The sequence below is a fragment of the Pseudoalteromonas sp. T1lg76 genome (assembly GCF_002964725.1).
Lineage (GTDB): Bacteria > Pseudomonadota > Gammaproteobacteria > Enterobacterales > Alteromonadaceae > Pseudoalteromonas.
This window is the reverse complement of the sequence record NZ_PQCE01000032.1, coordinates 1-26993: the sequence shown is the minus strand read 5'-3', so window position 1 is coordinate 26993 and position 26993 is coordinate 1. Positions and strand designations below refer to the sequence as shown.

The 26993-nt window shown below is 48.5% G+C and carries 23 protein-coding genes; 13 read left to right on the top strand and 10 right to left on the bottom strand.

The window, feature by feature from the left end:
• Window positions 1–3 precede the first annotated feature (3 nt).
• The 5 genes from ilvD (at window position 4) to can (ending at window position 6458) form a co-directional block, all read left to right on the top strand.
• Window positions 4–1860, top strand: coding sequence for a dihydroxy-acid dehydratase (gene ilvD / locus C2M35_RS11975; RefSeq protein ID WP_105258093.1), 1857 nt, complete (start codon window positions 4–6; stop codon window positions 1858–1860).
• On the top strand, window positions 1860–3416 hold the full coding sequence (gene ilvA, locus C2M35_RS11970; protein WP_105258092.1) for a threonine ammonia-lyase, biosynthetic: 1557 nt from the start codon (window positions 1860–1862) through the stop codon (window positions 3414–3416). Before ilvD ends, ilvA begins: the two co-directional genes overlap by 1 nt.
• A gap of 30 nt (window positions 3417–3446) precedes the next feature.
• Window positions 3447–4520: an ABC transporter substrate-binding protein gene (locus tag C2M35_RS11965; protein WP_234000061.1), complete on the top strand. Its 1074-nt coding sequence runs from the start codon at window positions 3447–3449 to the stop codon at window positions 4518–4520.
• A 67-nt stretch (window positions 4521–4587) separates the two neighbouring features.
• Window positions 4588–5781, top strand: coding sequence for a methyltransferase (locus C2M35_RS11960; protein WP_105265449.1), 1194 nt, complete (start codon window positions 4588–4590; stop codon window positions 5779–5781).
• Between the two features lie 8 nt (window positions 5782–5789).
• Window positions 5790–6458: a carbonate dehydratase gene (gene can / locus C2M35_RS11955; protein ID WP_105199311.1), complete on the top strand. Its 669-nt coding sequence runs from the start codon at window positions 5790–5792 to the stop codon at window positions 6456–6458.
• Window positions 6459–6502: 44 nt separating this feature from the next.
• On the opposite strand, the gene C2M35_RS11950 is transcribed toward can, so the two are convergent.
• From C2M35_RS11950 to ubiK, 5 genes are all read right to left on the bottom strand, one after another.
• Complete coding sequence (locus C2M35_RS11950; protein ID WP_105265458.1) at window positions 6503–7165, bottom strand: Bax inhibitor-1 family protein; 663 nt, start codon at window positions 7163–7165, stop codon at window positions 6503–6505.
• A gap of 572 nt (window positions 7166–7737) precedes the next feature.
• A complete protein-coding gene (locus C2M35_RS11940; protein ID WP_199774423.1) occupies window positions 7738–8820 on the bottom strand; it encodes an acyltransferase family protein in 1083 nt (360 codons plus the stop codon).
• A 629-nt stretch (window positions 8821–9449) separates the two neighbouring features.
• Window positions 9450–9659, bottom strand: coding sequence for a hypothetical protein (locus C2M35_RS11935; RefSeq protein ID WP_105199313.1), 210 nt, complete (start codon window positions 9657–9659; stop codon window positions 9450–9452).
• Window positions 9660–9802: 143 nt separating this feature from the next.
• Entirely contained in the window at window positions 9803–10057 is a 255-nt protein-coding gene (locus C2M35_RS11930; protein ID WP_105265457.1) for a hypothetical protein, read from the bottom strand.
• Between the two features lie 359 nt (window positions 10058–10416).
• A complete protein-coding gene (gene ubiK, locus C2M35_RS11925) occupies window positions 10417–10689 on the bottom strand; it encodes a ubiquinone biosynthesis accessory factor UbiK (protein ID WP_105199314.1) in 273 nt (90 codons plus the stop codon).
• Window positions 10690–10812: 123 nt separating this feature from the next.
• Between ubiK and rep the strand changes: the two genes are divergently transcribed.
• Window positions 10813–12825: a DNA helicase Rep gene (gene rep, locus C2M35_RS11920; protein WP_105265446.1), complete on the top strand. Its 2013-nt coding sequence runs from the start codon at window positions 10813–10815 to the stop codon at window positions 12823–12825.
• On the opposite strand, the gene C2M35_RS11915 is transcribed toward rep, so the two are convergent.
• The 3 genes from C2M35_RS11915 to elbB form a co-directional block, all read right to left on the bottom strand.
• Window positions 12797–15364: a diguanylate cyclase domain-containing protein gene (locus C2M35_RS11915; protein WP_105265445.1), complete on the bottom strand. Its 2568-nt coding sequence runs from the start codon at window positions 15362–15364 to the stop codon at window positions 12797–12799. The genes rep and C2M35_RS11915 overlap by 29 nt on opposite strands.
• Before the next feature lie 124 nt (window positions 15365–15488).
• Complete coding sequence (locus tag C2M35_RS11910; RefSeq protein WP_105199317.1) at window positions 15489–15881, bottom strand: c-type cytochrome; 393 nt, start codon at window positions 15879–15881, stop codon at window positions 15489–15491.
• A gap of 177 nt (window positions 15882–16058) precedes the next feature.
• Window positions 16059–16709, bottom strand: coding sequence for an isoprenoid biosynthesis glyoxalase ElbB (elbB, locus tag C2M35_RS11905; protein ID WP_105213473.1), 651 nt, complete (start codon window positions 16707–16709; stop codon window positions 16059–16061).
• A gap of 578 nt (window positions 16710–17287) precedes the next feature.
• Here elbB and polA point away from each other — a divergent pair.
• From polA to C2M35_RS11890, 3 genes are all read left to right on the top strand, one after another.
• Window positions 17288–20020: a DNA polymerase I gene (gene polA, locus C2M35_RS11900; RefSeq protein WP_105265444.1), complete on the top strand. Its 2733-nt coding sequence runs from the start codon at window positions 17288–17290 to the stop codon at window positions 20018–20020.
• A 418-nt stretch (window positions 20021–20438) separates the two neighbouring features.
• Window positions 20439–21026 (top strand): YceI family protein, encoded by a 588-nt coding sequence (locus C2M35_RS11895; protein WP_105199320.1) that lies wholly within the window; start codon window positions 20439–20441, stop codon window positions 21024–21026.
• Entirely contained in the window at window positions 21013–21570 is a 558-nt protein-coding gene (locus C2M35_RS11890) for a DUF1285 domain-containing protein (RefSeq protein WP_105265443.1), read from the top strand. Before C2M35_RS11895 ends, C2M35_RS11890 begins: the two co-directional genes overlap by 14 nt.
• Here the strand turns inward: C2M35_RS11890 and yihA are convergent.
• Complete coding sequence (gene yihA / locus C2M35_RS11885) at window positions 21528–22175, bottom strand: ribosome biogenesis GTP-binding protein YihA/YsxC (protein WP_105199322.1); 648 nt, start codon at window positions 22173–22175, stop codon at window positions 21528–21530. The two genes, C2M35_RS11890 and yihA, sit on opposite strands and share 43 nt — an antisense overlap.
• Before the next feature lie 255 nt (window positions 22176–22430).
• Between yihA and C2M35_RS11880 the strand changes: the two genes are divergently transcribed.
• From C2M35_RS11880 to C2M35_RS11865, 4 genes are all read left to right on the top strand, one after another.
• Window positions 22431–23063 carry a c-type cytochrome gene (locus C2M35_RS11880; protein WP_105199323.1) on the top strand — a complete coding sequence of 211 codons (633 nt, stop codon included), beginning with the start codon at window positions 22431–22433 and terminating at the stop codon, window positions 23061–23063.
• Window positions 23064–23602: 539 nt separating this feature from the next.
• Window positions 23603–24259, top strand: a complete 657-nt coding sequence (locus C2M35_RS11875; RefSeq protein ID WP_105199324.1) for a class I SAM-dependent methyltransferase — start codon at window positions 23603–23605, stop codon at window positions 24257–24259.
• Window positions 24260–24267: 8 nt separating this feature from the next.
• Complete coding sequence (yihI, locus tag C2M35_RS11870; protein ID WP_105265442.1) at window positions 24268–24843, top strand: Der GTPase-activating protein YihI; 576 nt, start codon at window positions 24268–24270, stop codon at window positions 24841–24843.
• On the top strand, window positions 24840–25340 hold the full coding sequence (locus C2M35_RS11865) for a DUF2489 domain-containing protein (protein WP_105199326.1): 501 nt from the start codon (window positions 24840–24842) through the stop codon (window positions 25338–25340). Before yihI ends, C2M35_RS11865 begins: the two co-directional genes overlap by 4 nt.
• Before the next feature lie 73 nt (window positions 25341–25413).
• On the opposite strand, the gene hemN is transcribed toward C2M35_RS11865, so the two are convergent.
• Entirely contained in the window at window positions 25414–26784 is a 1371-nt protein-coding gene (gene hemN / locus C2M35_RS11860) for an oxygen-independent coproporphyrinogen III oxidase (protein WP_105199327.1), read from the bottom strand.
• Between the last annotated feature and the right edge of the window lie 209 nt (window positions 26785–26993).

The following is a 26993-nucleotide window of genomic DNA, read 5'->3' as shown; positions in this document are numbered from 1 at the left end:
ACCATGGCTAAATTACGCAGTGCAACAACAACCGAAGGACGTAAAAGAGCGGGCGCCCGTGCCCTGTGGCGAGCAACCGGGATGACCGACAGCGACTTTAAAAAACCAATAATCGCTGTGGTCAACTCCTACACGCAATTTGTGCCAGGACACGTGCATCTTAACCAGCTCAGCGATCTGATGGCGCAGACCATTCGCGACGCCGGCGGCGTACCTCGTGAGTTTAATACCATAGCCATAGACGATGGCATCGCCATGGGCCATGGCGGCATGCTTTACTCCTTGCCATCACGCGACCTCATTGCCGACTCGGTGGAATACATGGTCAATGCCCACTGTGCCGATGCCATGGTGTGTATATCTAACTGCGATAAGATCACCCCGGGCATGATGCTGGCCGCGCTGCGTTTAAATATTCCGGTGATCTTTGTCTCCGGCGGCCCCATGGAAGCGGGTAAAACCCGTTTGGCCAATATAGATATCAAGCTGGATTTGGTGGATGCCATGGTCAAGGGCGCCGATCCTACGGTTAGCGATGAAGACTCGGAGCAGGTTGAGCGCTCCGCCTGCCCTACCTGTGGTTCCTGCTCCGGCATGTTTACCGCCAACTCCATGAACTGCTTGCTCGAAGCCTTAGGTCTGGCTCTGCCTGGTAATGGCACCACGCTTGCGACCCACAAGGATCGTATGCAGCTTTATGTGGAAGCGGGTCAGCGTATCGTCGATTTATGTAACCGTTTTTATGGTGATGATGATGCGTCTGTACTGCCGCGCAATATCGCTAATCAGGCGGCCTTTATGAATGCCATGACCCTGGATATCGCCATGGGCGGTTCCTCTAATACTGTGTTGCACTTACTGGCCGCGGCGCAAGAAGCCGGCGTTGACTTTGATATGACGGACATAGACAGACTGTCCCGCAGCACGCCATTCCTTTGTAAGGTGGCACCTGCCACCCAGCAATACCATATTGAAGATGTGCACCGTGCCGGTGGCATCATGGCCATACTCAATGAGCTGGCCAAGGCCGATAAGCTCGATTTATCCGTAGGTCATGTGGCAGGCAAGAGTTTGGCCGAAGTGATCGCCCGTTTCGATGCTACTGACTCAGAAAATACTCAGGCGCAAACCTTCTATCGCGCCGGCCCGGCAGGTATTCGTACTACAAAGGCTATGAGTCAGGATTATCGCTGGAAGGAGCTAGATCTGGATCGCCAGCAGGGTTGTATCCGCAGTGTTGAACATGCCTTTAGTCAGGACGGCGGTTTGGCCGTGCTCTACGGTAACCTGGCGCCAAACGGCTGTATCGTAAAAAGTGCCGGCGTTGCCGAGGACATGCTGGTATTTACCGGTACCGCCCGGGTTTATGAATCTCAGGATGATGCCGTCGATGGCATTCTTGAGGGCAAGGTACAAAAGGGCGACGTGGTGATCATTCGCTACGAAGGCCCTAAAGGTGGCCCGGGTATGCAGGAAATGCTTTACCCCACCAGTTATCTTAAGTCCATGGCCCTAGATAAAGACTGTGCGCTGATCACAGATGGCCGCTTTTCCGGCGGCACCTCAGGCTTATCCATCGGCCATGTCTCGCCAGAGGCGGCCAGCGGCGGTGCCATTGCCCTGGTGGAAGATGGTGACCAGGTGGTGATAGATATCCCCAACCGTGGCATCAACCTGGCGCTGAGCGAAGAGCAACTTGCAGAGCGACGCGCCCAGCAAGAGGCTCGTGGTAAGCAGGCCTATAAGCCGCTTGCTCGTGAGCGTGTGGTGACCCCGGCTCTTAAAGCCTATGCCTTGCTTGCCACCAGTGCCGATAAGGGCGCGGTGCGCGATCTGCAAAAGCTTGAGGAGTTAAGCTGATGGCGGCCACTGAACTCGATTATTTTCGCGCCATCATACAGGCTAATATGGAGCCCCTGGTCAAGGTGACCGAGGTCAGTGAACTCAGTGCCTTGGAAGCCAAGCTGGGTTCAAAAATCTGGCTTAAACGGGAAGATCAGCAACCCGTATATTCCTTTAAATTGCGCGGTGCCTATAACAAGCTGAGCAAGTTACCCAAGGGTTCTAAGGTGGTTACCGCCTCGGCGGGCAACCATGCCCAGGGGGTGGCGCTAAGTGCCACCGAGCTGGGTCATCAGGCCACTATCGTGATGCCCTTGACCACGCCGCAGATCAAGGTGGATGCGGTGCGTAATTTTGGTGCCGAGGTGATACTTCATGGTCATCATTTCGATGCCGCCAAGGCTTATGCGCTGGCTCTTGCCGAGCGTCAGGGGGCGGTGTTTGTGCCACCCTTTGATGACCCGGATGTGATCGTCGGCCAGGGCACCATAGCCCGCGAACTGATGCAGCAGTTGCCCGAGCTGGATGCTGTGTTTGTGCCGGTCGGCGGCGGCGGTCTACTCGCCGGCATGGCGGTCTATATCAAGTCTTTGCGCCCGGACATTCGCGTTATCGGCGTTGAAGCCGAAGAAAGTGCCTGCTTGCAAGCGGCCATGGCCGCCGGGAAGCCGGTGGAACTGGAGCGCGTCGGCAGCTTTGCCGACGGTGTGGCGGTGAAGATCATCGGCACCGAAACCTTTAGGCTGGCGCAGCAGTTTTGCGATGAAGTAGTCACCGTCAGCGGCGATGAAATTTGTGCTGCGGTACAGGATATTTTTGTTGGCACCCGCGCCGTGGCCGAGCCTTCCGGCGCCTTGGCGCTGGCCGGTTTGAAAAAATGGGTGAATAACTCGGGTGTGAAGGGGCTTAAGCTGGCGGCTGTGCTTTCCGGTGCCAATCTCAACTTTGACCGTTTACGCCATGTCGCCGAGCGCACCGCGCTGGGTGAGAAAAATGAGGCCCTGCTGGCGGTCACCATTAAGGAAGAAAAGGGCAGTTTTAAGCATTTTTGTCAGTCCTTGGGCGGCCGTGCCATCACCGAATTTAACTACCGTTATGCCGGTCCGGGCGAGGCACAAATCTTTGTGGGTATCGGTCTGCGCCAGGGCGCCAGTGAACTGCAAGAGCTGCTGGCAGCCCTTGATCAGCAAGGTTACGACTATGTTGATATGTCGGATAATGAGCTGGCTAAGCTGCATGTACGTTATATGGTCGGCGGCAAGCCCAGCGACCAGCTTGAAGAGCGTTTGTTGCGCTTCGAGTTCCCTGAATATCCTGGCGCCTTAGCGCGCTTTTTGGATACCCTGGGCAGTAAATGGAATATAAGCCTGTTTCATTACCGCAACCATGGAGCTGCCACCGGCAATGTACTGGCGGCATTTGAGGTGCCCGAGGTGGAGCTGGGGGCCTTTAACCAGCATTTGCAGCGTTTGGGCTATCAATACATAGATGAAACGCAAAACCCTTGTTATCGCCAGTTTTTGGCCCATCGCCAAGGTGGCGCAACTGGCAATATCAGCGAAGCTTGCTTATAGTGGAGTAGTTAACGTAATCAGGGATGAATCGTGAACAAAGCCACCGTATTCGCTAGCTACTGTGTTTGCTTCTTGCTGCTGTGCACCATGCCATGGGCTTGGGCTGACTCCCCCACAAACGTAACCTTACAGCTTAAGTGGCAGCATCAGTTTCAGTTTGCCGGATATTATGTTGCCAAGGAGCTGGGCTATTACCGCGATGTGGGTTTAGAAGTCAATATAGTACCGGCGTCGCCAACGGACACTGATACCATGGCCAAGGTGCTCAGTGGCAAGGCTCATTTCGGAGTGACTCACTCGGGCATTATCAAGCAAAGGTTGGAAGGCAAGCCGGTGGTGGCACTGGCGGCCTTATTGCAGTCTTCAGCCTATTGCTGGCTGGTGCGTAAAGACTCTGGCATTTTTAATCCCGAAGACTTTCAAGGCCAGCGTATCAGTTTGCTGACCAAGGGCGAAGATGCCGAGCTAATGAGCTTGTTGGATCATCGCCAGGTTGATGTTGAGGTGGTAGAGCATCTTGGCAAGTCCAATTTAGATGCCTGGCTGGCGCAAGAAATTGACGCCATGCAGGTGTATGTCACCAATGAACCCTATCAATTAAGCCAGTTGGGCATGGACTATCGTTTGGTGTGCCCAAAACGTTATGGCCTGAATGTATATGGCGATGTGCTTTTTACCTCGAAACACCTGATTACTCACTCCCCTGAGGTGGTTGAACGCTTTTATCAGGCGAGTATGCGCGGCTGGCGCTATGCCTTACTGAATCTCGACCATGCCATTGCCCTTACGCAGCAACATTACGCTCCCAATAAATCCTTGGAACAATTGGCATTTGAGGCGGATCAGCTCAAGCCCTTGATCATGCAGTCGGGGAATTCCATAGGGGCTATGTCGGATGCCCGTTGGCGGGTGATCACTGAGCTCTACCATTTAGAGTCGGATAAGCTGGCGAAGCATTTTGATGGCTTTATTTATCAGCCATCGCCGCCGCACTCACCGATGAATTTATCCTGGATGATGGTGCTGGCTCTGGTGATGATGATGGTGGCGGTGCCTGCCTATCTTCATTTATTTTTCTGCGCTCGGCACTCCAAGAAGGCATAGAATTACTGCGGCGTACCGGCACTTACTTTGCTATAATCGCCGGCAAATTGTTAACCGCCGTACCCTTATGCCTGCCTTGCTTGCGCACTTTGAAGCGCTGGATCACCTCTTATATCAAACTCGTCGTTACTGGCAGTGTGTAGCCTTTTCCTGTGGCCAATACCCCTGGCCTGAGCTGGCCGGGGTGCTTGATGGCTTAAGCGATGAGCAGGTGGCTGAGCTTGAAGCCGACCCTAAGCAGTTGCTGCGTTTTTTTCAACCCTATATTCCCGAGCTGGCACAGCTGGATAAACTAAGTGCTCTGCCGCTGCGTCAAGGCGAGGCCGAGCAGCCGACCTTACCCTTTTGGTTAAGTAATGGCATTAAGGGCAGAAAGCTGACTCAGCTTCAGGCCTTTGTCGCTCATTTACAACCCCAAGAAAATACCAAAACCGTATTGGAATGGTGTGCGGGCAAGGGCCATTTAGGGCGTTTGTTGGCGCATCAATACGGTATTGGCGTACAGAGTGTCGAAATTCAGCCACAGCTATGCGCTCAGGGAGAAGAGCTGGCGCAGCGCTTTGCCTTGCCGATACGTTTTAATGTCGCCAATGTGCTTGAGGACGATTGCCAGAGCTACTTGCAGCAGTGTGATCATGCTGTGGCCCTGCATGCCTGTGGCGGTTTGCATCAGGAACTTATGCGCCAGGCCAGCCGTTTGGGCACCCAGCGTTTGTCTATTTCTCCTTGCTGCTATCATTTGTTTATCGACGGTGATCATTATCAGGCCATGAGCAGCGCCGCCAAAGCCAGCCAAAACAGCTTTTATAGCAGTGACTTAAAGTTAGCCCTGCAGCAAACAGTAACCGCCGGGCAGCGGGTGCAGCGGCTGCGCCAAACCGAGGTGCAGTGGCGTCTTGGCTTTGATCAATTGGTGCGCGATGTATTTAAACGCAACGAGTATACCCCAGTGCCTTCTGTGGGTAAGCTGGTGTTTAGCGGTGAGTTTAAAGACTTTTGCCAGTGGGCGGCACAGCAGAAAGGGCTAACCCTGCCAGAGGGCTTGAATTACCCGCATTATTTGGCCTTGGGTGCTGATCGAAAGCATATGACCGACCGTATTGAACTGGTAAGACATCTGTTTCGTCGGGCAATTGAGGTTTGGCTCGTGCTCGATCGTGCTTTATATTTGCAGCAAGCAAATTACCGGGTGGATATTTTCGAGTTCTGTGAATCGTCACTGACACCCAGAAATATCTTTATAGAAGCGAAATTAAATTGAGAGTTGTTGTGAAAAACTTAAGTCATCTTTTTGAAAACAATAAGCAGTGGGCTAAGCGTACTACCGAACAAGATCCTGAGTTCTTTAAGAAACTCTCAGAGCAACAGAATCCTGAGTATTTATGGATTGGCTGTTCGGACTCGCGCGTACCGGCCAACCAGATCGTTGACCTAATGCCGGGCGAGCTGTTCGTACACCGCAACGTGGCTAACGTAGTAGTGCACACCGACCATAACTGTTTGTCGGTCATGCAGTATGCCGTTGAGGTGCTTAAGGTGAAACACATCATGGTGGTGGGCCACTATGGTTGTGGCGGTATTAAAGCGGTTCTAGATGAAGCAAAATTTGGCTTGATCGACAACTGGTTACGCCATGTAGGCGATATTAAAGAGCGTCACCTTGAGCTACTTGAGCAGGCACCGGAGCAGGAGCGTCTTGCCCGCCTAATCGAGCTGAATGTTATCGAGCAGGTACGTAATGTATGTCGTACCAATATAGTGCAAGACGCCTGGGCCCGAGGCCAGGAATTGACGGTACATGGCTGGGTGTATAGCCTGGAAAATGGCCGCCTGCACGATATGAATTCTGTGGCTCGTTGCCAGCAGGAGCTGGGCGACAGCTATAAGGAAGCGCTGGAGAACGTAGCTAAGCGCGTTCGTGGCGAGCTGACCGACTAACCTCGGTAAGATGAAAAAGGGAAGCCAAGTGCTTCCCTTTTTTATTACTGCTTTCTCCCTAGAATGCGGAGGATGCGTAAAAACAGGTTAATAATATCCATATACAGAGCCGCGGCGCTGTCTACCGCATTATCCAGAGTCTTAGGTATTTGGTTCGCCCGGCCCCAGTCGTAGCCTATATAGCCACAAAAGATCACCGCAACGGCCCAATCGATCCACTCATGATGTATCCCCAGGACAAATATCTGGAATAGCTCGACCACTATTACCGCCAGCAGGGCAATGCTGAGAGCCCCGGCAATGCGTTGAAAAAACTTGGGATACATAGAGCCCAGCAGCATCATAATCAGGGTAACGCCGGCGGTAAGGCGAATCGCCTCAACAACCAGAGCCTCATTGTATTGCGCCACCACCATGTTGACGATTAAGCCAAAGGGCACAACCACTAGGTTATAGCCGATAAAGCTGACAATTGGTTTTTTCGACTCGTTAAAAAGCCAGACCCCGGCAAGGCAGGAAGCAAAATAGCCGATAAAGAAGATCCAAGGGTTGATGGCCCACAGGGTTTGCGGGTCGATATTAACGACCAAAAACCAGTTTACGGAAAAACCCCAGAGTAAACAGAGCCCTATTGTCAGGTTATAAAGCGCCGGGCTGATTTCTTGGCTACTGGTGACTCGTCTTTTAAAAACATCAGACTCGAGCATAAATGTGGTTTCCTTTTTCATTTAAGAAGCTGGTGGCTTTATTGGCTGTGCCACCCTATGGAGAGCGGGCAGTCTATAAATAGATGGCGGGGAAATCTATTAAAAACGTTAATAAATCAATATGTAAGATTATTGGTGATAACTGTGAGTGGGGTTCTGCTCCGAAAGAGTTTGTCGTGTTGGCGACGATAACCAAAGGGCAGTTTGCGCCAACCGCCCCTTGGAAACTCCGTGAGCCCGTGATTCGCCAATGCTTCCGAGCTCAGCGTTTTGTTAAACGCTACGCTTAGTGGTTGATGCGATTTAACAGCACATTCATGTACTGGTAAACCTAGCTCGGCAGTCCCTCTACTCGCACCGCTTTCAGCTTACCTCGCTATCAACAGCACGCTGCGCAAAAAAAATATGAGATCGAAAGCACGAATCCAAACGGGGGGATGGATACCTGTTAGTTTCGGAGTGTTCCCCAGAAACGGACCCCGGAAACGCCTTGCTAAGCGGCGTTTAACAGTTGGCTAAATTTGCGAGGAATGAGCTAACTGTTACACGTCCGTTTAAGCAATTTGTTATATTTAATACCCTATGATAAATCGGCTGTACTTAGGTATTATTTTTTTTGTTATTTTTGCAATTAAAACACAAGTAGCAGAAATAGTTAAGACAAAAGCAAAGTATAAAAACCATGAGTCTTTCGCCATAAACCCTAGTTCAAGCTTTGTGATAAAAAAAATAATAAATGGGTGGATAAAAAAAGCAGTAAAACTAGTGCTGGCGACAGCGTGAATAGCTTTATTATTATTAGATTCAAACCTATTTAAAAAAACCATGAAAAAAAAGCATAAAAGAATTTTTTGAAAAAACATCAAGTCAATCCCTCCATAGGTAAAAGGATCTTTATGATAGTTTCCCCCAATGCCTAAAGTTGATTGATAAGTCGCCAGTAGGATCACGGCCAGAATTATGTAAACCTCCTTTCCTTTTAGATATTCATAAATTAATTCTTTATGGATAGAAGCAGTGATTCCAATCAAGTAGATTGGTGTGAAATAAATAACACTTTGAATGACGTTAATGTTGTAAACAGGTCTGTGAATTAATAAAGCAATGATAGAAAATGTAGTTATTATTAAAAGTTGATTATTAAATTTTAATTTAATATATTTAATATGGAGTGGTGATAATAAGAAAGTCAACATTATAAATGGTATGTACCAGTATGCAGTAAGGAATCTTCCAGATGTGTAATATTTTAAAAAAGGAATTAAGTACTCGCTTATAAATCCGGATTCAATAGGGAGAAAGTAACCATTAAAAGCATCTGATTTCTTGATTGTATACATTATTACAGGTATAAGCCCTAGCAAAAAGTATGGTGTAAAGACATTTTTAACTTTGCTGAACATGAATTTTTTGTATTCATACCGCTTATAAAAAATGTGATGAAATAAAAAGCCTGATATAAAAACAAAAAGGGCTGTTCCCCCAGCTATTAAATTTTGGATAGTAGTATTAAAAACGGTATCAAATGTCATTCCGTTCACCCCAAATGAGTGCCCTGCAATAATAAAAATTATAGCAATGGCTCTAAAATGATTGAATGAGTTAACTAGCATAATTTCCCATACATCTAAAAGGTTATTAGTGAGGCCTGACAAGGTTGCCTACCTTGTAAGGTAGGAGCATTAAACAAATGAGGTTTCACTAATGAAAGTAAAAGTTCATGTTAAATCAGATGGGAAGTGAAAGAAACTAGGTTGAAGGGAACAATAGAGGAACGACCGCTCTTCTCTAATCAAACTTACAAATTGCCTTAAGCTAAATTGAAACTCAGATGTATCAGCTTAATCCCCTTATATTGCATCCGAAACGGGGTGCGAGAAGCGGAGGAGGCCGCAACTTCGTCACGAACAGGAATACTGTTCCAAGGATGAATTGCCTGCACTTTCTCAACTACGATTTTCAAATTAAGATCTTGTCGCGTTGGCGACGACAACCAAAGGGCGGTTTGCGCCAACCGCCCTTTGGAAACTCTGCGAACCCGTGATTCGCCAATGCTTCCGAGTTCAGCGTTTTGTTAAACGCTACACTTAGTGGTTGATGCGATTTAACAGCACATTCATGTACTGGTAAACCTAGCTCGGCAGTCCCTCTACTCGCACCGCTTTCAGCCTACCTCGCTATCAATAGCACGCTGCGTAACAAAATCTGAGATCGAAAGCACGAATCTAAACGGGAAGACCAATACCTGTTAGTTTCGGAGTACTTTGATAAGACATTATGCTAGTCATTCTTCATTATTATTAATTTCTGAGACTACTTTTTTCGTCTCTTTCTTAATAGCTTTTGCTGCATCCCTTGAAGCATGACCAATTTCTGTTGTCACTTCTTTGACAGCACCGCCAAAATCTCTTCCCGCTTCTTTTACACTTGAGCAAGAGGCGAGCAATCCTAGCGTGATAAAAATGGATAATGTTTTAAGGCTATATTTTTTCATCTAATTTCTCATCTATTAAGATGTATAACGCCCAGTTAAGGGGCTGACAACGTAAAACACTGAACTCAAAATAACAAACCGTAATCACAAGTGCCGATTTGCACAAAAACCGCCAGGCGTTGGCAGTCCCCTTGAACGGTTTGTTATGCGATTAATAATCCAGCAGATTTTAATCTTTTAGTTAACTCGACCATAGAGCAATTATATTCCCAATACATCACTCGACTATGTGATGAAGTAACCAAAACATACTCTTCACTTATTGATTGAATTCTATCAATTGATATAAGTTTTTTTACAAACACTTCATCCGAAATGTTCTCAATTATTTCTTTGTTATTCTCATCAAATCCATGCACGATAAATGCAGTTTTTACTTCTAATTCAATAAACTTCATTCTCAGTTTCATCCTTACTTGCAAATCGTATAACAGGGTATTAATGAGACCTTGCAAGCTTGCCTACCTTGTAAGGTAGGAGCATTAAACAAATGAGGTTTCACTAATGAAAGTAAAAACTCATGTTAAATCAGATGGAAAGTGAAAGAAACTAGGTTGAAGGGAGCAATTTATGGACGCCCTGTGCATGTTGGTTACGTTCATTTCTCGTAGCGCGTTGAGGTAATCATGCAATATTGGGGCGCCTTGTGGTTCTTAGGGGTGGTTGGTGTAAACCGCCCCTAAGGTGTCGTCGCCCACAGCGACAAGATATTAACAACGGCTTCAGTGGTTCGTGTACCGCTAAAGCTAGAGAAAGCTTACTCTGCGTCTGCGTCTTTCGCTTGTGCGGCCAGCATGGCTTCAAGCGCAACTACTTTCTCTTCCAGTGCGGTTAGTTTTTCGCGCGTGCGCACCAGCACCTGGCTTTGAATATCGAATTCTTCGCGGCTGACAAAGTCCATTTCCGCCAGTTTGTTTTGCAGTACCTGCTTGGTTTTGTTCTCAAAATTCTCGGCGATATCGCGCATGCCTTTTGGCATGTTGCTGCCTATTTGGCGGGCGATTTCTTCAATTTTGCTCGGGTTAATCATGTTCTGGCTCCTATCTTTATCTGCCCTAAGTGTAACTAATTTCCCAAGCCCTGCCTATCATGGCTGTATCGCGCTCCCAGATAGGCTAAAATAGCCGGTCCCATGTGATTTAAATTAGTGTTTATGAAGCTCAATCCCCAGCAAAATGAAGCGGTAAAGTACATTAGCGGACCCTGCCTGGTGTTGGCCGGTGCCGGCTCGGGTAAAACCCGAGTTATTACCAATAAAATCGCCCATCTGGTGCAAAACTGTCAGTATCAGGCGCGAAATATTGCTGCGGTGACCTTTACCAACAAGGCGGCGCGGGAAATGCGTGAGCGGGTGGCGCAAACCTTGGGCAAGCAAGAGGCCAAGGGGTTGTGGGTATCGACCTTTCATACCTTGGGTTTGGAGATCATTAAAAAAGAGCTGAAGACCTTAGGCTTTAAGGCGGGCTTTTCCCTGTTTGATGATCAGGATACCAATCAGCTGCTTAATGAGCTGACCGCCGATGAATTGCAAGGGGATAAAGATTTACTCAATCTGCTGAAAATGCAGATTGGCGATTGGAAAAACGAGCTGATCCTGCCGCCGCAGGCCATTGCCATGGCTAGAGAGCCGCAAAAGGCGCTGTTTGCTCAGCTCTATGCCCGCTATCAAACCCAGTTGCGCGCCTATAACGCCATGGACTTTGACGATCTCATTATGATCCCAACTCTGTTACTGGGCTCCAATGCCGAGGTGCGTGAGCGCTGGCAAAACCGGTTTCGTTATCTACTGGTGGATGAATATCAGGATACTAACACCAGCCAATATCAGTTGGTAAAACTCTTGGTGGGGCAGCGCGCTCGCTTTACCGTGGTAGGCGACGACGACCAATCCATTTATTCCTGGCGTGGTGCCAAACCACAAAACCTAGTGCTGCTCAGTAAGGACTTTCCCGGCTTGCGTCTGATCAAGCTGGAACAAAACTACCGCAGTGCCGGACGCATCCTTAAGGCGGCCAATATACTGATCGCCAATAACCCTCATGTCTTTGATAAAAAACTCTTTAGTGAGCTCAATTATGGCGAGGAGATCAAGGTTATCGCCACCCGGGATGAGGAACATGAGGCGGAGCGGGTGGTGGCTGAGATCATCTCCCATAAGTTTACCAAGCGCACTAATTACAAGGATTACGCCATCCTGTATCGCGGTAACCACCAGGCCCGGTTATTTGAAAAGGCGCTGATGAGCAACCGTATTCCCTACAAGATCAGCGGCGGCATGTCGTTTTTCGCCCGTGCGGAAATCAAGGACATGATGGCCTATCTGCGCCTGCTGGTGAATCAGGATGATGACAATGCGTTTTTGCGTATCGTCAATACACCGAAACGGGAAATCGGCCCGGTGACCTTGGAAAAGTTGGGTAGCTTGGCCAATGAAAAGCACATTAGCTTGTTTGCCGCCTGTTTTGAGCCCGAGCTGGCTGGGCGTTTACAGGGGCGTGGCTTTAATGCCTTGATGGGCTTTGCCCGCTGGGTGGTGGAGCTGGCCGATAATGCCCAGCGCAGCGACACCCTGGAGGCGGTCAAGGATCTGGTGCGCCAGATAAACTACGAAGCCTATTTGTACGAAACCTCGACCAGTGCCAAGGCCGCCGAGATGCGTATGAAGAACGTCTCCGAGCTGTATCGCTGGATCACAGATATGCTTACGGGCGATGCCGATAATGAGCCTTTAACTTTGCCCGAGGTGGTCACCAAGCTGGCGCTGCGCGATATGATGGAGCGTAACGAGGAAGAGGACGACAGCGATGCGGTGCAATTGCTGACCCTGCATGCCTCCAAGGGGTTGGAGTTCCCTTTTGTGTTTATGGTGGGCATGGAAGAGGGCTTATTGCCGCATCAAAGCAGTATCGATGAGGATAATGTTGAAGAAGAACGCCGCTTAGCCTATGTGGGTATTACCCGAGCGCAGCAGGAATTGGTGATGACCTATGCCAAAAATCGTCGCCAATTCGGTGAGGTGATCACCCCGGAGATCAGTCGCTTTGTTGAGGAATTGCCGCAGCAGGATCTAGCCTTTGAGGCGCGAAAGCCGCCGCAAAACCAGGAGCAGCGTATGCAGCAAGGGCAGGCGCGGGTCGCTAACTTACGGGCGATGTTAAAGAAGTAAACTGACTTAACGGCCTCTGCTGTGTCAGTGGTGAGCGTTGGCCGATAAAGTATTCAATGCCCAGGCGCTCCAGTTTATCGCGCTCGGCCTGGGAGTCCGGGCTTTTGGTCATCAGTTTACAGTGCGCCTCTTTGGTCAGCGCCAGTATGCCTTGCAGCATAAGCGCATAGTTTGGCTCTGGTAACAGGCGGCGACTAAAGTTGTTGCTCAGTAACACGCAGTAATAGGAGAATTGCGCCAGCAACCCAAGCTCGCAGCCCTCCTGGGCAAAGTTATTCAGGCCGATATACACACCGCTTTGGCTTAAAGCATCAAGATTGTGCAGTTGCTTGGCACTGGCACAACTCAATTCCGGTTCATCAAACAGCAGGCATAAATGCTCGATATTATCGAGTTGACTGATCCAAGAATACAAACACTTGAAATGCTCATCTTCAAGTAACACCGTTGAGCACTTAAGCAGGGTTAAACCCTGGTTATTATGCTCGGCAAAACCATATTGCAGTAACTTAAGTTCTACCTTGGCGAGCATATAGCTGTCGCTGCTAAAGCGCTTAAGTTGCTCAAAACTGGTGCTGCCGAGCACCGGATGTTCGCCGTAGGCGCTGAGCAACTGGCAAATTGGCTGCTGCTCGGCATCAAGCACCTGACTGCTTTGAAAATGGGTGTGTAAGTCCATTAAATGGTGTTCGTTTTGGCCGTGCGCTTGCACCTCGGCGTAATTGAGCAGGGGATGATAAAACTCAAAGCGCCCTTTACCACTTTGTTTGGCATAATACATGGCGGCATCGGCGTCGCGGATCACCTCATCTATATCGCTATACCCGGCATCGCTATAGGTAATGCCGATACTGGCGCCACCCTGAATACAGCTGCCTTGATAGCAAAAAGGCTGTTGCATCACCGCGATAATACGCTTGGCTACATCCTCAGCCTGTTGTCTGTCTTGCAAGCGCGACAGTAAGACAACAAATTCATCGCCGCCCAAACGGGCGATCAAATCGTGCTCACGTACGCATTGCTTTAGTTTGGTGGCCACGGCTATCAGGAATTGATCGCCAAACTGGTGCCCGAGTTGATCATTGATCTCTTTAAACTTATCGAGATCGATAAAAAGCACGGCAAAATTCTGCTCGGGTAGGTGCTGAGAATGCGCCATGGTGCGTTCGAGCTGGGCGATAAAGAGGCTGCGATTGGGCAGTCTGGTGAGGGCATCATGATGAGCGTCATGATACAGCTGCTGCTCTATTTTACGGCGTTCGTCTATTTGCAATTGCAGATGGATATTAGCCTGGCGCAACTCCTTGGTTTTTTCGGCCACGCGCAGCTCCAATTGCTGGTGACTTAGCCTTAAGGCCTGTTGCGATAGCTGGTTTTGCAAAACGTTGGCAATCTGATTGGAAACATAGGCGATCAGCTCAACATCTTCTTGCACAAACTCATATTTATTGTTGTAGGCCTGACAGACGATCAAGCCAATAACTCCCTGCGCGGTTTTTAGTGGTGCACCCAGCCAGCTTGTGCAGCGCCCTGTGCTGGTGAGAGCGCGGGTGGGTTCAACCAGGCCTTGCTTACAGAGTTGATCGCCACGTTCACGGCTGATCAACTGGCATTTTTTACTGGTAAGCACTAACTCACTGTAGCCTTTGGCAAAGGAGCGAGGGCTAAAATCAGGGTCGCTTTCATCGACGGCGTAGGGAAAGGTCAGCCAGTTTTTGTCATTATCATAGAGGGCGATATAGAGGTTTTGGGCATAGGTGATGCTCTTCATTATTTGATGCACCTGGTAATACACATCATCTATATTGATCGCCTGTGTGGCTAGCTCGGCAATTTGAAACAGGGTTTGTTGGCGCTCCAGCGCTTTTTTACGCTGGGTTATTTCTTCATTGAGGGCGTGATTGCTTTGTGTGAGCGCCAGGGTGCGCTGCTCCACCTGACGTTCTAAGAGCTCGCGCTTTTTGACCCGCTCTATGGCGGTGGCCAGATACAGGGCAATCACCTCGAATAGCTCTATTTGTTCCTTACTATAGCCAAGCTCTTGCTCGTAACTTTGCGACACCATGACACCAATCACCTGGGTGTCTTGATATATGGGCACACCTAACCAGTGCTCGGAGCGGGTGCCATGTAAGTTAAATTTACCTTCTGCCGCCGCCGCTGCCATGGTGGCACGATTAAAGTACGCCGTAGCCTGGGAGCGAAACACATAGCCGGTGAGGCTTTGCTCAAAATGCTGCTCTGTAAGTTCCGGATGCGACGGAGCATCTTTTTGATCGACAAAATAGGAGAGCTCAAGTAACCCTGAAATGGGGTTTTGCAACACCACATAGAAGTTCTTACTGGGAACATAATCGGCCAGGAGCTGCCGAATGGCTGGGTAAAAGGAATTAAGATCCGGATGAGTGCTGGCCTGCTCAGATAGGCCAATAAGTGCATACTGCAAATGATGCTGATGCTTATATTTTTGCAGCAGTTCCTTTAGGCGCTTGTTTTGCTTGCGCAACTTATTTACTGAACACTCATCCACTGAACGCATCACTAGGTTTTTGACCAAATCTTAACCGTTGAATATTTCACCTTTTGTAACCTAGGTCAAGGAAGTCAGATAACAAAAAGGGAGGCAAAGCCTCCCTTTAAACAAGATGTTAGGTGCTAAGCGCTTACTGCTTAGTCATAAAATCGATAGCGGCTTGGATCTCATCATCAGAACAATCCATGCAAGTACCGCGAGGTGGCATGGCGTTAAAACCGTTGATGGCATGGTTAAGCAGAGTGTCGGCACCCTTAGCTAGACGAGGCTCCCAATCGGCCGCTGTTTTCGGTGCACCTAGTGCGCCCGAGCCGTGACACGCGAAACATGAAGCCTGATACACTTGTTCACCACTGCGCGGACCAGCAGGTGCGGTATCAACGGCAGCAGTTTGACCAGCTAGGTAAACCTCGCCAATAGGCTGAAGACGTTTCTTGATCGCTTCTTCGGTCATAGCGTTGTCTTGAGGCTGTGCGTATACAGCGGTGGATAACAATAACAATGCGGCAGATAGTTTCTTCATGTTTCTTTGCTCATTCGGATGCTAACGGTCAAAGTGACCGGGTGACGAAATATCGGCAAAGTATAACCTCGCCAAACAATTTATAAAATGCCTAGCCTTTATTAATGTGTTAAAAAGTAGGCATTTTATGCTTTAGCGCAAATTTTAACTTGCCATTGCTTGTTTTTTGCTCAGTGATTAAATCAGGCTAAGCAACTTGTTGATTGCCTTTTCAATGCCGCTGGCCGCTTCTTTAATGGATCCCGCCAACATATAGGCCGGGGTGGACACCACCTTGGCCTGCTCATCAACCACTATGTTATCAACACTGCATGCTACATGTTCGGCGCCGAGTGCCGTTAGGGCGGCGGCAGTATCGGCATCATTACCTATGGTCGCCTTGGTACCCTGGGGGTAGATGTGGGCGATAAGCGCCGGGGCAATGCATAAGTAGGCGGCGGGTTTATGCTGTTCGGCGAAGGCCTTACATACACGCTCAACATCGCTATTAAGGCTGCTGTTTACGCCTTTTAAGGCGAAGTCGCAGAGATTTTTTGCGGCGCCAAAGCCGCCGGGCACCACTAGGGCATCGTAGTCATCGACATTCAGTTCTTTTAGATCCAGGATCTCACCGCGGGCAATACGCGCCGCTTCTTCAAGCACGTTACGGGTTTGCGCTTGCTCTTCGCCGGTTAGGTGGTTAAGCACATGATGTTGGTTGATATTGGGAGCAAAGCACTGGTACTGGGCTCCGGCTTGATCGAGATAAAGCAGGGTTAATACCGACTCATGAATTTCGGCCCCATCAAATACACCACAGCCGCTAAGGATGATCGCTACCTTGGTCATAACTTTGAATTCCTAACTGAAAAATAACTAAAACAGTAAGGTAGCCAGCTAAGCCAGCTCCCGTCAATGCTCATTTATGCTTTATGAACGATAGCTTATGAGAAAAAAGTTATAAAGGATCGCTGGGATCTTTGATCCATTATGCTAGAATGCTTAGCTGGTTATTTAGAAGGGTTACTCTAAAAACGACCCACAAATACCCGGTTTCCACAATGGATATAAAAAATAATAAGAAAATAAGATACGGAGTTTCTTCTTTTTTTCGTTAAAAAACAAAAAGTTAAATTTAATCTGATGTCAGTTTTATGACTTCGGATATTTTCTCGTGCTTTTTATCTACAAAGTTATCCACAGCTTATCATGGTGCAACTGCGCCCTAATAGTGCATTTCTCAGGCGCTTGCTAAGCGGCTTTGCCCCGATCATTTAGGGGGCGGCCAGCATATAGATAATAAATAGGCCAAGATCAGATCTTAAAACTCAGCGTAAAGACGGTTTGCACCATTTTGTTGCTCGTTTTCTTAGTCGCCTTATGGCATCCTTTAGCCATTAGCAATTACCCTAATTGAGTGCTGAAAAATGGCGCAAATCCCTGAAAATCCGCTTATCTTAGTTGACGGTTCCTCCTATTTATTTCGTGCCTATCATGCGCCACCGCATTTAACCAACTCCAAAGGCGAAGCCACAGGTGCCATCTATGGTGTGGTGAACATGCTGAAAAGTCTGGTGAAGCAATACGACCCATCGCACATGGTGGTGGTGTTTGATGCCAAGGGCAAAACCTTCCGCAACGATATGTACAGCGAATACAAGGCGCATCGTCCGCCTATGCCAGATGATCTGCGCAGCCAGATTGCCCCCTTGCACGATATTATCCGTGCCATGGGTTTTCCGCTGATCAGCATTGAAGGTGTAGAGGCCGATGATGTTATCGGCACCTATGCGCGCATCGCCAGCGAACAAAAACGCCACGTGTTGATCTCAACCGGTGATAAAGACATGGCGCAGTTGGTGAACGAGCATGTCACCCTGATCAACACCATGACCAACAGTATTTCCGATCCCGACTCGGTGAAAGAGAAGTTCGGTGTTGGCCCAGAGCGCATTATCGATTACCTGGCGCTGATGGGAGATAAGGTTGATAACATCCCGGGTGTTGAAGGTTGTGGTCCGAAAACCGCGGTGAAGTGGTTGGATCAATTCGACTCTCTGCAAGGGGTTATTGAGCACGCCGATGAGATCAAAGGCAAAATTGGTGAAAAGTTACGTAATGCCGTTGGCCAACTGCCATTGAGCTACGAGCTGGCGACCATCAAGCTTGATGTGGAGGTGGAAGAAGACTTAGAGCAGCTTAAGTTGCTTGCACCGGATACGGATGCACTGATTAGGCTTTATGGCGAATGTGAATTCCGCCGTTGGCTTGGTGAATTGCTGGATAAGGGCACGGACACAGACACTCACCTTGACGCTCCTACCGAAGCGCAGGAAGTACCAAAAGCAGACGCCCATTATGAAACCATCTTGACCGAAGCGCAGCTGGATACCTGGGTGAAGAAGTTACAAGATGCCGAGCTGATCGCCTTTGATACCGAAACCACAAGTGTGGACTATATGCAGGCGCAGCTTGTGGGTATGAGCTTTGCCGTGGAAGTGGGCGAGGCTGCCTATTTACCCATCAGCCATGATTATCCGGGAGCGCCGGAGCAACTGCCGTTAGAACTGATCCTGGCCAAGCTGGGACCTATCCTAAGCGACAAAAATAAGCCCAAGGTCGGGCAAAATCTTAAATATGACAAGAGCATACTAGCCAATGCTGGCATTGAATTTAACGGCATCGCCTTCGATACCATGCTTGAGTCTTATGTATTTAACAGCGTTGGTACCCGCCATGATATGGACTCGCTGGCGCTAAAATATCTGGGCCACAAGAATATCAGCTTTGAAGACATTGCCGGCAAGGGTAAAAAGCAGCTGACCTTTAATCAAATCGAGTTGGAGAATGCCGCCCCTTATGCTGCCGAAGACGCAGATATTACCCTGCGTTTGCACCAGCATTTATGGCCTAAGGTCGCCGCCGACGACAAGTTAAAGTCGGTGTTCTGCGATATTGAATTGCCCCTGGTTGAAGTGCTTTCCGATATAGAACGCACCGGCGTGGTGATCGACTCGCAGATGCTGGCTCAGCACTCGCAGCGCTTAGGTGAGCGTTTACAAGAGCTGGAAAAAGAAGCCTATGATATGGCCGGTGAGGAGTTTAACCTTGGCTCACCCAAGCAGCTCCAGGCCATCTTATTCGAAAAACTTGAGCTGCCGATTATTAAGAAAACCCCGAAGGGCGCGCCGTCAACCGCCGAAGAGGTGTTGCAGGAGTTGGCGCACGATTATCCGTTGCCTAAAGTGATCATCGAACATCGCGGTTTATCTAAGCTTAAGTCCACCTACACGGATAAGTTGCCGCTGATGGTCAATGAGAAAACTAAGCGGGTGCATACCTCGTATCACCAAGCAGTTACGGCCACAGGGCGTTTAAGTTCGACGGACCCTAACTTGCAGAATATTCCTATTCGTTCGGAAGAGGGCCGTCGTATCCGTGAAGCCTTTGTCGCCAGCCCAGGTTATAAGATAGTCGCTGCCGACTACTCGCAAATAGAGCTGCGGATTATGGCGCACCTGTCTCAGGATAAGGGTCTGCTTAGTGCCTTTGCCGAGGGGCTGGATGTGCACAGCGCCACCGCCAGCGAGGTTTTCTCCGTGCCGCTTGATGAGGTGACCAGCGATATGCGTCGTAAGGCCAAGGCCGTTAACTTCGGTTTGATCTACGGTATGTCGGCATTTGGTTTAGCCCGTCAGTTGGATATTCCGCGCCACGAAGCTCAGCATTATATGGATAAGTACTTTGAACGCTTCCCCGGCGTTTTAGAGTATATGGAGCGCACCCGCGAAAGCGCCGCCGAAAAAGGCTATGTGGAAACTCTCTTTGGTCGTCGTCTGCATCTGCCTGAGATCAATGCCCGTAACGGTGCGCGTCGCAAGGCCGCCGAGCGTGCCGCAATTAATGCGCCTATGCAGGGAACCGCCGCCGATATCATAAAAAAAGCCATGATCAGCGTGCATCAGTGGGTAAAAGAACAACCCAAGGACAGCATTAAGATACTGATGCAGGTACACGATGAACTGGTGTTTGAAATCAAGGAGCAGGATGTACCGGCCTACACCGAGCAGATCTGTAACCTAATGGCCGCCGCTGCCAAGCTGGATGTGCCCTTGATTGCCGAAGCCGACAGTGGTGATAACTGGCAACAAGCACATTAATTAAAATAAAAGGGGAGCAGAGGCTCCCCTTATTCTTTCTGCCTCAGTCCGCCCACTTAACTTCACTTAATCGGCATCTGCGCAAATTAATTGAAAAAACTTTCAAATAGTTAACCTTTTGTAAAATTGTATAATATTTGGTTTTTTTTGGTTTATACGGAATTAAATATGCATGTAATGGCTGCTGGGGCGTTTATTTATGGGGGGGGATTTGTTAAAGTCCGCGCGTCCTCATCCTGTAGGACATCCTGTTGATGATGTGCCACTCGCTTAGCGATGGTACAGCGTATTGATAGCTTCTCCCCAGATTGCTATATCCGGCTTGCTATTTGGTAAGCCGGCTTTTTCCTCCTATATTAACTTTCGCCGTTAACTGAATTACACTCAGGGTTCATCCCGCTAATTAAGGAACTGCGTTATGTTTAATTCTATTACTCGTACACTTTTGGTTACCACTGCACTATTTGCTGGTGCTCAGGCTCATGCCGATTGGCAGGTGGCCAATGACCAAAGCCGTGTGAATTTTGTTTCCGTTAAGAATAACCAAATAGCAGAAAATCATTACTTTAAGCAGATTTCCGGGGTGTTGAGCGACGCCGGTCAGTTTAATTTAACTATCGACCTGGCCAGCGTGGAAACGCAGATCCCTATTCGCAACGAGCGCATGCAGAAGATGTTATTTAACACCGTAGAATTTCCTGCATTAACTTTGCAGGCGGATGTTAAAGCGCTTTTGGCCGAGCTTAAGCAACAAGGTAGCGCGCAAGCCAACCTGGATGCGACCGTCAGCCTGCATGGGAAAACGCAAACCGTTAATATCGATCTGCTGGCCAGCTTGGATAAAAACAATAATATCCAGGTAAGTTCAATGGCACCTGTATTGGTAAAGCCTGCTGATTTTGCCCTGACCTCGGGCATTGACGAGTTGCAAAAAGTGGCCGGGTTGAAATCCATTACCCGCGCCGTGCCGGTCTCCTTTGTGCTGACCCTGAATGAGTCAAAATAACGACCCCTTAGCTTCCTTGTCGCGCTTGATCGAACAGCAAAGCGCGCCAATGGAGCAGTGGCAGCCGCAGCATTGCGGCGCCATTGATATTCATATCAGCGCCGACGGCATTTGGCACCATCAAGGCAGTGCGATTAAGCGTTTGCCCCTGGTGCAACTTTTTGCCAAGGTGCTGTGTCGTGAGCAGGGTCAGTATTACTTAAAAACGCCGGTTGAGAAAATGGCCATCAGCGTAGCCGATGCGCCTTTGTTGATTGTTGATTGGCGCCTGCAAGAGTTGCCCGAGCATGACACACATCATCCGCTGCTGATTTGCCGCGATAATATAGGCCGTGAATTTATTGTTGGAGAAACGCATCCCTTGGTGTTGCATCAGAATGCACAAGGCCAGGAAGTGCCTTATTTGCAGTTGCCTCATAATGTCGAGGCGAAGATTTCGCGGGCGGTATTTTATGCGTGGGCTCAGGAATTGATTGAGACCACGCAGCAGGAGTTTATGCTTTATTCCGGAGCGGCTTCGTTTTCGCTCGGCGGATTAACCTGAACCGGGCCCAAAAACCACTCGTCGAGCTGTTTTTGTAGTTCGTTCAGGCCTGTGCCTTTAAGGGATGAAAAGGCATGCACCTTGATTAATTCAGACACCTCGGCAAGCTCTCGGCGTACCTTAAGTACTTCTGAGTTGCGCTTGCCTTGTTTGAATTTATCGGCCTTGGTAAGCAGTGCCAACACCGGAATACCGCTGCCGCTGGCCCACTCAATAAGCTGTCTGTCCAAATCTTTTAACGGGTGGCGAATATCCATCAGTACCACCAGGCCCTTAAGGCTTTGGCGTTTTTGCAGGTATTCACCCAAAGATTTTTGCCACTTCTTTTTCATTTCCAGCGGTACCTTGGCAAAACCATAACCGGGCAAGTCGATCAAACGCTGATCTTCGCCTAAGGCAAAGGCATTGATTAACTGAGTACGGCCGGGAGTTTTACTGGTACGCGCCAATTTTTGCTCGGTCAGGGTATTGAGCGAGCTAGATTTACCTGCGTTAGAACGCCCAGCAAAAGCGATTTCAATACCAGTATCTTCCGGTAACTTAGTGATATCCGGAGCGCTGGTAATGAATTGCGCTTGGGTGTAATTGACACGTGATTTTGCCACATTGACTCCTGAAGTGGGGGCTCGAAACTGATCTAAAGGCTATTTTATATCAGATTGGGGTGAACCTAAAGGCTCTACAAGCGCAGGATAAATTGATTTAAATCTGGTTTGCATCACTTTTTTTCCTTAAAACCCCGCTTTTTATAAGTTTAATATGGGTAGAAAACGTGCCAGAGAAATTTTTATCGTGTAGAATAATGCCATTGCATCGAAACGATTGTATTTGAATACAGGGTCTGGAACAGAGAATTTACCATGAAGAAATTAGTTTTATCTTTAACTATGCTGGTTGGTGTGTTGAGTGCAAACAACGCGGCAGCATTCGATGGCGATATTAACGCTGGTAAAGACAAATCGGCAACTTGTGCTGCTTGTCACGGCCCAGATGGTAACGCGCCTGTCACTATGTACCCCAAGATTGCGGGTCAGCATGCCGAGTACATCTACAAGCAATTGAAAGAATTCAAAGTAGGCATGACCTCTGGGGGCAAAGAGGGTCGTATGGATCCTGTTATGAGCGGTATGGCTATGCCGCTAAGCGATCAGGACATGAAAGACTTGGCTGCTTACTTCTCATCTTTACATATGTCTGAAGGCTCGACTCCTGAAGACGTAGTGGCCGTTGGTCAACAGCTTTACAAGGCCGGTGATGCCGAGCGTGGTATTCCAGCTTGTGCAGCTTGTCATGGTCCTCGTGGTAACGGTACCTCACTAGCAGGTTTCCCTAAGGTGTCATTCCAGCATCCTGAGTACATCAAGAGCCAGTTAGAAAAATTCCGCAGCGGCGTTCGTGGTAATGACCACAACGGCATGATGCGTGATATCGCTATGAAGCTAACGGACAAAGATATTGAAGTACTTTCTAAATATCTTGGTGGCCTTCACTAAGCATTAGTTAAGTATTTAAAAAAAGCAGCATTAGCTGCTTTTTTTGTGGGTAGTCTAACCTAGGGATATTTCCTACTTTCTTGTAGGACATTGACCATATATGCATGTAAGCTATTACTCAAATTTAATGTTCTGGTGATGCTAACCTAATGAAAAAGCTAGTGTTAGCTATAACTGAATTAGTGTTTTTTAATAAAAAAGTTATAAATTAGTTGTAACTAATTTATGAGTCAGTAAATTATCTGCTGTCGCAACAAAGAATTACAACAGGGATCAGAGCATAGGAAGCGCGACAAGCTAGTGCGCTAGGGGAGCATCAATAGATGCACCACAAGGAAGAAGTAGAAAGCGTTAGGAAGACCGAGAAAAATAAAACACCACACGGAAGAAAAATAACAACAATACGGAAAGTAATAATAATAAAAATAATAAATACAGACTGATAAAAGTCGAAGGGAGAAGTGTCCAATTAGTAGTTGGCGCTCGAGTTATCCGGCGGTAGAGTTTTGCTCTACCGCCTTTTTATTTGTCCTGTTACAATGCGCACCATGAAAGCGATCTCCTGCCCCTTGTGCAACAGTGCGCAAATCAGCCATTATCATCAAGATAAAGTACGCGACTATTGGCAATGTGCCAGTTGTGCCTTAGTGTTTGTGGCTGCACCTCAGCACCTCAGCGCAGCGGATGAGAAAGCCATTTATGATCAGCACGAGAATGACCTCAATGATGAAGGTTATCGCCGCTTTCTGACACGGATCTTTACGCCCTTAAATGAGCGTTTGTCGACGGCCAGTTCAGGTTTGGATTTTGGCTGTGGCCCGGCGCCACTATTGGCAAGCATGCTGCGAGAGCAGGGGCACACAGTGGCCTTATATGATCTGTACTACCAGCCTCAACAAGAGGTATTACAGGCTCGCTATGACTTCGTTTGTAGTACCGAAGTGATCGAGCACCTAGCACAACCGCAGCAGCAGTTGCACTTGTGGCTAGAATTATTACGCCCAGGTGGGACGTTAGCGTTAATGACAAAATTGGTGATCGATGTACAACGCTTTGCTACCTGGCATTACAAAAATGATCCAACGCACATTGCCTTTTATAGCAAAGAAACCTTTGCTTATATTGCTGAGCGTTTTGGATTAACCCTTGAATTTATCGCGGCCGATGTCATCTTTTTAACAAAGCCCGCAAGCTAGAGAATGCTATGACCAGAAAGAAAAAGTCACGCAAAGTCATTAATAATGGCACTGCGCGCTTAAGTAAAGACAAATTAAGAGAGCTTCGTGCGCTAAAAGAGCTGCGCGCCAAGAAAAAGACCAAGGGTGCCCAGGCGGGTAACCGTAACTCCCAGCTACTGAAGGTGGAAACCACAGAGGCCAAGGGCAGTGCCAGCGGTGATAATCGCGTTGGCAGTAAAAAGCCGGTAAGCCTGACCCCTGAGGTCACAACGGCGCAACCGCAAAAGCCGCAGGTACGTAAAGATCTGAAACCACAAGCGGCACTTAGCACCTACAAAGAGCCGGAGTTGACGCCTGAACAAGAATTGGAGCAGTTAGAGTCCGATGAGCGTCTGTTGGCCTTGATCGACCGTCACGACAATGGCGAGATCCTGCAAGGTAAAGATGCTAAGTACTTTAATGCCAAGGTTGAGCGCCATCAGCAGCTATGTGAAATCCTCGGTTTGGATGATGACGACTTCGAGGATGATGAAGACTTGCTTGATGACTATATGAATGACTCTCTGGCCAATGAATGGCTTGATGACGAGGACGAAAAATGAGTGGCCCCTGGATCATAGCTCTAATTTTTGGCGCCTTGATCATTGCCGCCCTGGCTTTTTATGCCGGTCGCTTATTGTGGCAGGTGCGTGAGCAAAATCAGCGCTTGGCAAAACAACAGGCCGAATACGCAAAAAAACGTGCCGCCCGTAACGCCAAACTGAGCGATAGCATTAACCTGATCGCCAAGGCGATGAAAGAGGGGCAGTGCGAATACTCAGAGGGTTGCTTGCGAGTATGGGTGTTGATGAGCCAACACAGCAAGGCGCAGGAAGCTAACCTGGAAGAGGAATATCCGGGTGTGTTTGCCATGTATGAGGCGGTGAAAGACTTGCCGACTCATGAGGCCCGTAAGAAGTACTCGAAAAAGGAAATTTTTAAGCAGGACAGTGCCCGCTGGCGTAAAGAGCAGGAGCTTGAAGAGCAGATCCTGGCCGACAGCGAAAAGCTGGTCATGCATTTTGATGCAGACCCAAATAGCAAACACGTATTTATGTAGCTATTTGTGCCATACATGGCAAGCATGTTCACAACAAAGCCGCCTGTTGGCGGCTTTTTGCTGTCTAGCGTTTTCAGATCACCCGCGAGAAGCGCTGCTGATTGAGCTGGTTTTGCAGGTAAGCATCGAAACACATGCAGATGATGCGAATAAAGAGTACGCCAGAGGCGTTAATGCTTATGATATCGTCCTCGATAGTGAGCATACCGTCGTCGATAAAGCCCTGTAGCTGTGCTAATTCAGCGGCAAAATGCTGTTTAAAATCGAAGTCATAGCGCTTTGAAAATGCCGCTATATCGAGCTCGAAGTGGCAAATAAGCTGCTTGATTACCGCCGCCCTTAGCTCGTCTTCTGCACTTAAGTGGATTTCCTTGCAGGCGCTGAGCTGGTTTTGCTCTAAAGCCCCATAGTAGCTTTTCAGCTCTTTTTGGTTTTGGATGATATGTCCGTGTAATTGCGAAATGGCCGACACCCCAAGGCCGAGTAAGGGCAGATCGCCACCCAAGGTGTAACCCTGGAAATTACGATGAAGATGTCCTTCGCGCTGGGCTATGGCGAGCTCATCGTCCTTCTTGGCAAAGTGGTCCATGCCGATAAATTGATAATCTGCCGCTATCATGCGCTCCAGAGTTTGTTTAAACATGGTGAGTTTGGCCGTGGCATCGGGCAGATCGGCGTCTTTGATCTTACGCTGTGCGGCGAAAAGGTCCGGCAGGTGCGCATAGTTAAATACCGATACCCGATCCGGACCTATATCCAATAGGCGCTCAATGGAGACGGCAAAGGATTCGGGCGTTTGCAGCGGCAGGCCATAGATCATATCCACATTAACCGAATTAAAGCCCACTTCTTTAGCGCGGCGCACCAAGGCCTCGACCTCACTGGCACATTGCGGGCGGTTGACCGCCAGTTGTACCTCATCATTAAAGTCCTGGACGCCGAATGAGATGCGGTTAAAGCCCAGCTGCTGCAATTCATCGATGCGTTCCAGAGGCAAATCTCTGGGGTCAACCTCTATGCTGCGCTCGCCATCTTGGGCGAACTGAAAGTGCTGGTCAAGCATGGCCATTAAACGTGCCATCTGCGCTGTGTCTAGGAAGGTAGGTGTACCACCGCCTAAATGCAGTTGCTGTACGTTTAAGTGGCGACAATGCTCGCTCAGCAGGGCCATTTCTTTACCCAGATAATCCAGATACAAATCGGCTTTATGCTGATGGCGGGTAACTACCTTGTTGCAGCCGCAGTAGTAGCACAGCTGATGACAGAAGGGGATATGAATATACAGGGATAATCCGCCGCTGGGGCATCGCTGTAAGGCTTGCACCAGGGTTTGCGTATTGGCCCCGGGCTGCAACTGTAAGGCCGTTGGGTAAGAGGTGTATCTTGGCCCGGAGACATTGTATTTGTTGATTAGCTGGCTTTGCCATTGCACTTGTTTGATCACGACGCATATCCACTTTGGTTAATGATAATTGGGTCTGTTTATCTTTGCGGTTTACTTTATGTTCAATCTAAACGCATTCTGATGAATATAATCACTGATTTATGTGGTTAAATTCATCGATGAAGCTTGGTTACATCGCGCATCCATGCGCTCACCTCGCTAGGCTGCGAAGCATTGCTTCGGTCTTGCTCGCCTATGTACATAGCGAG